This window comes from Ruegeria sp. YKSF070, from assembly GCF_059612725.1.
On the sequence record NZ_JBXWRD010000015.1, the window covers coordinates 75,483 to 85,834 of the forward strand.

The following is a 10,352-nucleotide window of genomic DNA, read 5'->3' on the forward strand; positions in this document are numbered from 1 at the left end:
GGGTTTGCACATGCGATTGCCGCCGCTGAATGCTCTGCGCGCATTTGAAGCTGCCGCGCGTCACAATGGGTACATTGCGGCCGCCGAGGAGCTTTGCGTGACCCGAGGTGCTGTGAGCCGTCACATCAAGTTGTTGGAGGAGCATCTGGGCGTTGCCCTGTTCCACCGAAACCACCGCGGGGTCGATCTGACCGCGGCGGGGCGGCAGTTGCTGCCTGTGTTGACCGAGGCGTTTGCCCGGATCGGACGAGAAGCCGAACAGATCTCTTCCGTGACTCAGGACATCCGGATCATCTGTCCGCCGGCGTTGTCAATTCGCTGGCTGTTTCCACGACTGGAGAACTTCCAGGCAGCGCATCCCGGCATCCGTGTCCGGATGACCACAGAGTTTTACGGCGCCAAGGGATTTGACGGTACCGAATATGATCTCGGTGTGTCGGTCGAACATGTCCACGGACGGCCAGCGGGTATCACCAGCATGCCGCTGTTCCCAATGGTGCTGTCCCCGGCCTGTTCCCCGGCTTTGCTACGTCAACAGTCCCTCAGGACACCTTCAGATCTTGCGCGGATGGTCTTGTTGCATGAATCTCCGCAGCGCCGGGACTGGGCGCATTGGCTGGCCAGCTTTGGGATACGCGGGATTGATGCGGCAAGCGGACCGACATTTCCGAATCTGGATATGGCCGCAAGGGCGGCGGCGATGGGGTCAGGCGTTGTGATGGCGGACCTGGCTCTGTGTCACGAAGAACTGCGGAATGGAGCGCTTGTGCTTCCCTTTCCCGAGATGACCTGTGTCACACCACAAGGGGGATATGTCCTGATCGGTATGCGTGACCGTTGGGACGAACCCCATCTGCGGGCGTTTCGGGAATGGGTGGCGCAAGATTGCGCTGATCTCATGCCAGATCTCGGGGCCTAGCCAATCTGTGTCACGCCTGGCTGCCGGCCCATTTCCCGAACCCGAACAGGACATAGTCGCGCTGATAGATGTCGGCGACCAGCGCCTCGAGCGCGTCATCATAGATATCGCCCAGCGGGATCGGCGTATCGGGGGCGGCACGAGGCGGCTCGGGTGGTTCGGCATGGCCGAAGCGGCGGGCCAGCGCAGGCAAATCGCTCGCGATTTCGTCTTCGCGCAGGATCAGGTCTGGACTGACGAAGTCGGAAAAGCTGTTTAGTGCGTGAGCCTGACTGCACCAGGATCCGTCAATGCGGATCGCTGTCTGCCCGGCGAGGTTCATGCGGACAAATTCCAGAAAGGCCTCGAACGCGGCGCGGTGATCGGCGCGTCCGTAATCCGGGCCGGGGCTGTCCTCGGGTATCGGCAGGTTGAACTGTCGGCGCAGGGTGTTGCGGATCTTGGTGAAACAGCCCGGCCCCTTGTTCAGGATGCGATGGCAAAAGGCCGAATGCGCACGTGCCAAAGGGTGACGCAGCACCGTGAACGAGCGGTGTCCCTCGTTACCCTTGAGCCAGCCGCGTACCTGTTTCTGGTTCAGGCCGGTGCCCAGCGCCGCATCGACAACACCGTCCAGATCTGCCATCCAGCGGCGAACCTCGTCCTCGGGGCCGCCACGCACCGGCAGATAGATCAAAGGTGTCACCGCGCCGGTAACATAGGTCGGTACCGCGGGGCCACGGCGCGGTTCGAAATTGGGAGTCCGTGTCAGGTTGAAACGGTCCAGCCCACTCAGGGCCTCGACCATCTCGCCCGCATTCACCACCTTGGAGGTGACGGGGCTGGGGTTCTGGCGCTTCAGGTTGTCATCCAGTTGGTCCAGCCGCGCGGGCACGCCCAGCCATTGCGCCAGCCCGTTCATCACCGCCAGGTCCTGAAGATCCTCGTAGGCGACATAGAACGGGGTCTGGCCGCTGCGCTGCAGGCTGTTGAGCAGAAAGACCTGGAAATCCTGCAACGCCTCGACATGACGCGCAAATTCCTCTGCATCAAAGCGGGCCTGCGCTTCTTTCCGACGCTTGATGTTGGTCAGCTTCCACTGTCCGGTTTCCTTGGCGATCTTCCACGAGACATAGCTGTCGAGCGGATTTCGGGTCAGGATGATCTTGGCGCAGCGCGGATCAGACAGGACGAGGTCTAGAACGCGCGGATCGTGGTCGTGAAAGAACCGGAACCCGGCCAGCACCCCGCGCGCGTCCCGCACCGCGTCGATCAGGCATTGGGGGTTGGCGTCTCGCATGTCTTGGCTGATATCAAGAATCTCTGTCTTGTTGGGATAGCCAATGAAATGCGGGTTGAACGCCTCGCCGACACAGGCCACCCCGTCCAGCGCGTTCAGGTTCGCCTCGAGAAAGTTGGAGCCTGTCCGCATCTCGGCGAAGACTACGAAGTAATCGAAAGGGCTGCTCATACGTCCTTATCGCACCAAATAGGGTTTGCGTGTCGGTTTGGGGTTATTGACCAGGGCCGGTTCGACCGGGAAGTCACCCATCAGATAGGGGTGCATGCCCTGATTCTTGAGGTTCTGAAGGAACTGTCCAAAGCCGGTCAGATCGACCATTGTCGGCGCCTCGGTCAGGCGGCGCGGGCTGGATTGCCCGATTTCGTCGACGATGGTCTGGATCGGTTCCATCGGGGCCTCGACAAACTCGGCCATGGTCCAGATCCGCACCCGTGCCTTGGTCCAGACCGAGCGCAGGATCTCCAGTTGCTTACTTTCGATCCGTTGCAGGCGCGCGGCCTCCTTGCGGAGGTCGGCAAAATTCCGGTTCGATTTGAACAGCGGCACCGCCCAGGCGCCGGTAATGACCGAGATCTGGGCGTTGGGATCACGCGCCAGAAGCCAGTTGATCTCCTGATTGTCGGCAGGGCCGAACTGGAAACACTGGCGTTCCCCGCGCGTGTTCCAGATCAGCGAGGTCAGGAAACTGGTGGGATTGTAGTCGCGCAACATCGCGCTGTCGCTGAGCGCACCGTTGATCAACCGCTCGCCCCCGGCGAATTCCGCGCGGTCGGGACCAAAGAGATGCCCATGCACGCGGGTGCCGGTGGCCTTGGCCAGCCAGGGTTCGAAGTCCTCGAAAAGTTCGGTAAAGCCCTGGAACACCGAATACGGGTTCGAGGTCAGGCCGTTCTCGTTACCGTGGCGGGGAAAGCGGCTTTGCATGTACAAACCATCGCGCCCGCGGGTCCGGCGCTCGACCGCCTTCGCAAAGATGCGGTCGATCTTGCCCGGGTTCGGCTCGGTCCGTTTCATCGCGCCGGCCTGATCTGTCAGAAAAGCCTGGTACAGCCGCTCGGCGCGCGGCCAGATCTTGCGGGCAACGAAACAGTCGGAACGGCGCAGCAATTGCAGGTGGTCGTCGTAGAAGATATGCGGCTTGCCCTGGAAATCGAACTTGCTCAACGTCAGTGAGCGGCTTTCGATATTGGCCGAGAACTGGCGGGCGAGGGTCTGGAAATAGCTTTCGTCAGGTATCCAGACCTTGCGGAAATAGCGGTCATAAGTGTCGCGCTCGGGGTCCTGAAGGATCGCTGAAAGCGTATGCCGCGTCAGGCACCACCATTGGCTGCCCATGTGTGGGACCAGTCCGGCGGGTATCCGGCGCTTGAACCCCAGTCGCCGTTGCAGGTTAACGTATCTGTCGAACAGATAGCGGTGCTTCTTCCACGAAAAGGGAAAGCGCAGCGTGAAACGCTCATGGTCGAGACCGCCCACCGTCCATGGCACATCTGCGGTGGTCGCGCTTTCGATGAAATCGGTGCGCGGTCGGGCCGCAAGATAGTCGATCAGTTCTTGCACCGGGCGCAGCGGCAGGCACGAGCCGGAGGCCAGATAGACATGCCGGACATCGGCAAACTCGGCCAGCAGCTGCTCAGAGGCCGCCTGTGACGCGGCGACGATCCCCCAGGTGCCCCATTCACATCGGTGCCGGGTGCTGAAGCGGATCAGCGGGTCCTTGATACAGGCATCGTGAAACGCCTTGAACGTCTTGCGCGACACGTTGCGGTCCACATGGATCACCACCGGGCAGCCCGAAGCAGTCCAGTGCTGGGCCACCTGCTGCGCCCTATCAAGCGCGGTATGCACCAGCATGACGATGCCGACCGTGCTCATGCCCAGTTCCCCTTGGACATGAGGCCGAGAATCTCCAACTGGCGCCAGTTGATGTATTTCTCGGACCATTTGCACCACAGGTCGGGCTGGCTCTCGACCTTTTCGGCATAGGCCTTGTATTCCACCGAGTTGGAATAATGCTGGCGGCGTGTCAGCTCTTCGGCCGCCTTGGCGGTGAGCGTGTCGAGGAATTTGGTGTGCAACAGCGCGCCGCTGGCCTTTTCACCACCCCATTCCTCGTAAACCTGGTTCAGGCCGCGCGGCAACAGGGTATGGGTTGAACTGACGTATGCATAGCGCCGGTTCCACTTCACCAGCGGGGTCTTGTTAAGGGCAGGTGCCTTCTTGGGGTTGTCGGAAAAGAACACTCGGCTGCGCGGCCCGCCCTGGATCCACAGGTTTCCGTATTCGGGGTTCTTCTTGATCGAGTAATTTCCACTGTCGAACCAGTTGGCTATCTCCAGCGGGTTCTGCCCCTCGGCATAGGGGACACTGTCGATCCGACCCTTTGGATAGACATCGATCAGCATCGCGCTGAAAGACCGGATCGAGGAATTGTCGAGCCAGTCTGTCAACGCCTGTATCGGGCGGGTATCGCAAAAAGGATAGATAAAGAATTCGTCGGGATCGACAACCAGAACCCAATGATCGTGGGCATAGCTCCGCTTGAGCCAGTTCATCCAGTCAACGCCGAATGTGGCGGACTTGTAGCTGTGCGTGGTGTGCCAGACCGACACATCGGGATGTCCGTTGAGATAATCGAGCGTGCCGTCCGTGCTGTCATTGTCCACGAAAAGGAAATGGTCGATCCCAAGTTCCCGATAGTAACGCAAGAAATAGGGCAGGCGGATCTTTTCGTTCCGCACGGTGCTGACAAGCAGCACGTCGCCGGGTCGAATTGCGGCGGTATTGTTCTGAACGGCGCGCAATTCACGGGACTTGCGGATGCAACGCAAAAGACGGCGCTTGCGCCGCACTCTCATCCGATAGGACTCCCAAAGGCTCACGCTGCTATCCACTCTTCTTATGACGCGAGCATGCCCGGTACTTATAACCAACAAACCCAATTGGTATTGACCGTTTATGTCACTGAAACATCTATGGAAGCAACGGGTTTAGAAAGCGTTACATCAATCCTGATGCCGCAACCGTGACTTTCCCCCGGTCTCGGTTGTATTCTGGCTCTAGTCCCAACCTCCGGGCGAAAGGAGCCCGAGCGCACTCAATTGCGTCCAGCCCGCGAACCGGGTCGAGGATGATGTCCAGAAATCGGGAGAGGCGGTCAGCTCGTCATAGTAATGGTCGAAATCGGCAGGCGTGTGAAAATGCTGCTGTCTCGTCTTTTCTTCGGCCGATCTGGAAACAATGTCGGGCAGAAACTTGGTGTGCAGCAGCACGCCCGAGGGCGCGCTGTCCCCCGGCCCGCCATAGGCCGCGTTCAGTCGGCGGGGCAGGGCGGAATGACACGAGTTCACATAGGCATAACGTCTGTCCCAGCGGATCAGCGGTATCTTGTTCAGTGTCGGTGACCGGCGCGGCTCATCGGCAAAGAACATCCGCTCGCGCGCGCCGCCCTGAACCCACAGGTTCCCCAGTGGCTGTTGGCGCTGGGCGCGATAGGGGCCGGCATCGAACCAGTGAAGCACATCCAGCGGATCGTCGCCCGGCGCATGGATCTGCGCCGCGACCGGCCCCTTGGGGTAAAGGTCCAGCATATGGGCGCCAAAGTTGTCCCGCCCTTGCCCATTCAGCCAGCCAGTCAATGCATGCAGGTCGCGGCGGTCATGATGGGCATAGACCAGCAGCTCGTCCACATCGACCATCAGGCACCAATGCCCGTGCGCGTGGCGCATCTGAAGCCATGTCATCCAGTCGAGCCCGAAGCGGGAGTCGCGGTAATTGGCCCCGGTCCGCCAGAGCGAGACATCGGGCTGCGCCATCAGCAGCTCGTCGCTGCCATCGTCGCTGCCGTTGTCGACCATCAGAAAATGATCGACACCGAGGTTGCGGTAGTAGTCCAGGAACCAGGGCAGGCGCAGCGCCTCGTTCCTGAGCGTGGTAACGGCCAGAACCTGACCCGGTCGGATCGCTGCGGTTCGGTCGGACAGCGCGGTCAGCGCGTGGCGGCTGCGGAAAGCGCGCCAGAGCAACCGCCGCCGTTTCCACCGCAACCGATAGGCATCGGCCCATCCGATCGGCGATAGCGGCGGTGCGGGGCTGCTGGTCATCCGGTCCCTCGTGTCAGTCCAGCCCCATCGCGGCCATCATCTCTTCGATCCGGGCCACGTCCTCGGGGTTGTTCAGCTCCCAGAACTGGCGCCCGCGCGCCTCGACCTCGACGCACAGAACCTTGCGCCCGTTTTCCATGAAGCGCAGCTGTTCCAGCCCTTCGAGGGTTTCCAGTGGCCCTATCGGCCAGGTCGGATAATCCGCCAGCGCGCCGGGCCGATAGGCATAGACGCCCACATGGTGAAACACCGGGGTGGGGGCGTCGTCGGCATTGACCTCCGATGTATAGGGGATCACCTCTTTCGAGAAATACAGCGCGCTGCGGTCGGTGGCGAACACCGCCGTGGTACCGCCGACGCGGCCATGTTTGCGGTCGTTCAGAAAGCTGTTCAGCGCCATCCCGTCGCAGCGCAGCACCGGCGTGGCGATGTCGGCCTCGGGCGCGGCGCGCAGCCCCGAAATCAGGTCTTCGACAAACCAGTGCGGCGTCAGCGGCGCATCGCCTTGCAGGTTGACCACGATGTCGTGCCCACCGCCCAGCGCAGCATGCGCCTCGGCGCAGCGCTCGGTGCCGTTGACGCAGTTGGACGAGGTCATGACAACCTCGGCCCCGAACCCTTCGGCCACCTCGCGGATGCGGTCGTCATCGGTGGCGACCACCACCCGGTCGGCGCCACGTACCGCCATCGCCGCCCGCCACGAGCGTTCGATCAGCGTCATTTCCTTGCCACTGGCGCCGGTCAGGCTGACCAAAGGCTTGCCGGGATAGCGGGTCGAGGCATAGCGGGCGGGAATGGCGATGAGGACGGACATTCAGGCTTCCTTGAGGGTGACGCTCGGCGCGTAGGCGATGAAGAACGGGTTGGCATAGCCTTCCTTGCCGTAGGTCAAAGGCTGGTGATTGTCGAAACGTACCACCTTGCCCCCGGCTCCGGCCAGAACGGCGTGACCGGCGGCGGTGTCCCATTCCATGGTGCGGCCAACACGCGGGTAAAGATCCGCCTCGCCCGTGGCCACCAGACAGAATTTCAGCGAGGAGCCGGCGCTCTTGCTGTCCTTGACGGCGTATTTTCCGATGTAATCCTCGGTCGCCTGGTCGCGGTGCGACTTGGACGCCACCACCATCAGCGCGGCATTATCGGCCTCGGCTACCCGGATCGTGTTAAGAACGCCGGGCAAATGCTTGTCCAGCGCTCCAGTCTCTTCGACCGACGAACCATCGGCCAGCGTGTAGAACATCCGTCGCTTGGCCGGGGCATAGACCACGCCCCGCGTGGGCGCGCCGTTCTCGACCAGCGCGATATTCACCGTAAAATCGCCGCGCCGGTTGATGAATTCCTTGGTCCCGTCCAGTGGATCGACGATCAGGAAGGTGTCGCCTGTCTGGCTGTGCGAGGCCGCCTGTTCCTCGGTCACCAGCAGGATATCGGGGAATGCCGTGCGCAGCCCGGCCGAGATCAGCGCGTCGGCGGCCTCGTCCGCCTCGGTCACCGGGCTGGAATCGGATTTCACCTTTACCGCGAAATCGTCGGCGTCATAGATCGACATGATCTTGTCGCCCGCTTCGAGCGCGAGCCGCCGGATGACAGGAATTAGTTCCTCGTAGGTCACAAAAATGCTCCGATCGTGGGATTTGTTGATCCAAGATGCAGGTGCCCTTATGCTGTGATGGCAACGGAACGGCAAGAATTCCGTGCAAGGCTTGGGCAATTCGACAGAAAGCAGCAACGTGTTTCGATATCGGCGACACAAATCAATGTTGAGCGGCGCCATCACCATGGCCGAGCTCATTTTTCACAACGCGGTTCGCAGTGTGCGCCAGGGCCATTCCAACGCCTATTTGGCGATGGCCAAGAACATGATGCAGATTCTGGTATTTGTCATGGTGTTCTACCTGATGTTCCAGATATTGGGGCTGCGCGGATCGGCGATCCGGGGCGATTTCCTGCTCTACATCATGTCCGGCATCTTCCTGTTCATGACGCATATCAAGACGGTTGGCGCGGTGGCCGGCGCCGAAGGGCCCAACAGCGCCATGATGAAACACGCTCCCATGAATACGATCGTTGCCATCCTCTCGGCGGCATTGGGGTCGCTCTATATGCAGTTGTTGACGCTGCTGCTGATCCTGTTTGGCTATCACGTGATATTCAAGCCTATCGAGATCGCCGATCCTGCCGGTGCGTTTGGCATGTTGATGCTGTCCTGGTTCACTGGATTTGCGGTCGGACTGGTCTTTCTGTCGATCAAACCTTGGGCGCCGATGCTGGTGGGGGTGATGACCACGCTTTATCAGCGCGCCAACATGATTGCCTCGGGCAAGATGTTCGTGGCCAATACCTTGCCGGGTTACATGCTGGCCATGTTCGATTGGAACCCGCTTTTTCACGCTATCGACCAGTGTCGCGGCTTCGTGTTCCGCAACTATTTCCCGCACAACAGCAACTGGCACTATGCGCTGTGGCTGGGGATCATCCTGATCATGATCGGGCTGATGGGCGAATTCTATACGCGCCGGCACGTCTCGGCCAGCTGGTACGCGCGGCGATGAGGTGGCTTTTTGCCCTCCTGCTGGTTCTGGCCGGGCCGCTTGCCGCCAATCCGGTGCCGGCGCTTTATGACGTAACCGGTGTTGCCGCCGACGATGTGCTCAACGTGCGGGCAGAGCCCTCGGCCAGTTCCGGGGTGATCGGCTCGCTGGCGCCCGATGCGGTCGGGGTCGAAGTTGTCGATCTGACCCTTGACGGCAAATGGGGCCGGGTGAATGTGAACGAGATGAGTGGCTGGGTTTCCATGCGATACATGCGGCGGCAGCCCGATGCGGCCGAGGTCTGGATGACTCCGCGCTTTGTCTGTTCGGGGACTGAGCCGTTCTGGTCGCTGACCGTTGAACAGGGGGTGGCGGCGCGATTTCAGGTCATGGGCGAGGCCGAACAGCACCTGCCTGCCGGTCTGCTTCAACCCGGAGTGGGAGTGATCGACCGGTTCGCTTTGCCACTGGGCCACAACGTTGCCATCCTGCGACAGATGCAGTGCCATGACGGCATGTCCGACCGGGCCTATGGGCTGGATGTGGGGCTGATGCTGAATGGATCGCTTTATGCTGGCTGCTGCACGCTGTTGGCGGACTAGGCCGCCACCCGCAGCGTCAGGTTAAGCCGCCCACCCTTGGGCAACAGCCGGGACGAGCCGAACCGGATACGGTCGATGCCGTGATAGATCAGCCGCGCCGGCCCACCCATCACCACCACATCGCCGGAATTGAGCCAGACAGAATCGGTCTTTCCGCCGCGAGTGGTGTTCCCGATCCGAAACAGCGCATCGTCGCCAAGAGACAGCGACACGACGGGCCAAGTCAGATCGGCCTCGTCGCGATCCTGGTGAAGGCCCATCCGGGCGCCCTCGCCATAGTAGTTGATCAGGCAGCAATCCGGAACGTGGTCCTGCCCGGTGACCCCATGCCACAGATCCAGCACTTCGGGCGGGATCGCGGGCCAGGCCATGCCCTTGGGATGGGTCGGTTGATAGCGATAGCCACCCTTGTCCGTCACCCAGCCCAACGGCCCGGCCGAGGTCATGCGTACCGAGAGCGGTTTGCCGTTCGGCATGGTGGGCGTAAACAGCGGCGCGGCCTTCAGAACCGGGCGCAGCGCCTCGATTAGCCGTGCCTGGGCCGGCCCGTCGAGCGCGCCCTTGCGAATTTCGACACCGCGCAGGTTCAACATGGTCATTCCCTGCCAGACCCTTTCCTTGACGAAGCCTTGTCAAAAAGCATGCAGATTCGCGAAAACCTGCAATTCTGCATGCTTGCAGCACCTGTTTCCGCCCCCTATATACGCCGGGACGCGCCGTGGTGTAGGCCATTGCGCAAACAGATCGGGGCCGGAATGCCAAAACGGGTTCAGGTCTCGAGCCATCGCCTTGAAGAGAAAGGGATCGAACAAATGGGTAAAGTTATCGGTATCGACCTGGGCACCACCAACTCGTGTGTAGCCATCATGGACGGCGCCCAGCCGAAAGTCATCGAAAACTCGGAAGGGGCGCGGA

Annotated in this window: 11 protein-coding genes; 4 read left to right on the forward strand and 7 right to left on the reverse strand. The window is 61.2% G+C overall.

Going from position 1 to position 10,352, the window contains the following annotated elements:
* Window positions 1-10 precede the first annotated feature (10 nt).
* Window positions 11-919 carry a LysR substrate-binding domain-containing protein gene (locus tag AC2FL1_RS10535; protein ID WP_234163334.1) on the forward strand — a complete coding sequence of 303 codons (909 nt, stop codon included), beginning with the start codon at window positions 11-13 and terminating at the stop codon, window positions 917-919.
* A gap of 10 nt (window positions 920-929) precedes the next feature.
* On the opposite strand, the gene AC2FL1_RS10540 is transcribed toward AC2FL1_RS10535, so the two are convergent.
* The 6 genes from AC2FL1_RS10540 to cysQ form a co-directional block, all read right to left on the reverse strand.
* Window positions 930-2,369 (reverse strand): sulfotransferase family 2 domain-containing protein, encoded by a 1,440-nt coding sequence (locus AC2FL1_RS10540; RefSeq protein WP_496876878.1) that lies wholly within the window; start codon window positions 2,367-2,369, stop codon window positions 930-932.
* A gap of 6 nt (window positions 2,370-2,375) precedes the next feature.
* Window positions 2,376-4,076: a DUF5927 domain-containing protein gene (locus AC2FL1_RS10545; protein WP_496876879.1), complete on the reverse strand. Its 1,701-nt coding sequence runs from the start codon at window positions 4,074-4,076 to the stop codon at window positions 2,376-2,378.
* Window positions 4,073-5,059, reverse strand: a complete 987-nt coding sequence (locus tag AC2FL1_RS10550; RefSeq protein ID WP_496876880.1) for a glycosyltransferase family 2 protein — start codon at window positions 5,057-5,059, stop codon at window positions 4,073-4,075. The genes AC2FL1_RS10545 and AC2FL1_RS10550 overlap by 4 nt, the downstream gene beginning before the upstream one ends.
* 201 nt (window positions 5,060-5,260) lie before the next feature.
* On the reverse strand, window positions 5,261-6,304 hold the full coding sequence (locus tag AC2FL1_RS10555) for a glycosyltransferase family 2 protein (protein WP_496876881.1): 1,044 nt from the start codon (window positions 6,302-6,304) through the stop codon (window positions 5,261-5,263).
* A 13-nt stretch (window positions 6,305-6,317) separates the two neighbouring features.
* Entirely contained in the window at window positions 6,318-7,118 is an 801-nt protein-coding gene (locus tag AC2FL1_RS10560) for a 3-deoxy-manno-octulosonate cytidylyltransferase (protein ID WP_496876882.1), read from the reverse strand.
* Window positions 7,119-7,916 carry a 3'(2'),5'-bisphosphate nucleotidase CysQ gene (cysQ, locus tag AC2FL1_RS10565; RefSeq protein WP_496876883.1) on the reverse strand — a complete coding sequence of 266 codons (798 nt, stop codon included), beginning with the start codon at window positions 7,914-7,916 and terminating at the stop codon, window positions 7,119-7,121.
* A gap of 166 nt (window positions 7,917-8,082) precedes the next feature.
* Between cysQ and AC2FL1_RS10570 the strand changes: the two genes are divergently transcribed.
* Both AC2FL1_RS10570 and AC2FL1_RS10575 read left to right on the forward strand, forming a co-directional pair.
* Window positions 8,083-8,856 (forward strand): ABC transporter permease, encoded by a 774-nt coding sequence (locus AC2FL1_RS10570; RefSeq protein ID WP_496827269.1) that lies wholly within the window; start codon window positions 8,083-8,085, stop codon window positions 8,854-8,856.
* On the forward strand, window positions 8,853-9,437 hold the full coding sequence (locus AC2FL1_RS10575; RefSeq protein WP_496876884.1) for a COG3650 family protein: 585 nt from the start codon (window positions 8,853-8,855) through the stop codon (window positions 9,435-9,437). Before AC2FL1_RS10570 ends, AC2FL1_RS10575 begins: the two co-directional genes overlap by 4 nt.
* Here the strand turns inward: AC2FL1_RS10575 and AC2FL1_RS10580 are convergent.
* A complete protein-coding gene (locus AC2FL1_RS10580) occupies window positions 9,434-10,036 on the reverse strand; it encodes an alpha-ketoglutarate-dependent dioxygenase AlkB family protein (protein WP_496876885.1) in 603 nt (200 codons plus the stop codon). The two genes, AC2FL1_RS10575 and AC2FL1_RS10580, sit on opposite strands and share 4 nt — an antisense overlap.
* A 42-nt stretch (window positions 10,037-10,078) precedes the next feature.
* On the opposite strand from AC2FL1_RS10580, the gene AC2FL1_RS10585 reads away from it, so the two are divergent.
* A partial coding sequence (locus AC2FL1_RS10585; protein ID WP_496876886.1) for an Hsp70 family protein occupies window positions 10,079-10,352 on the forward strand: 274 nt, incomplete at its 3' end.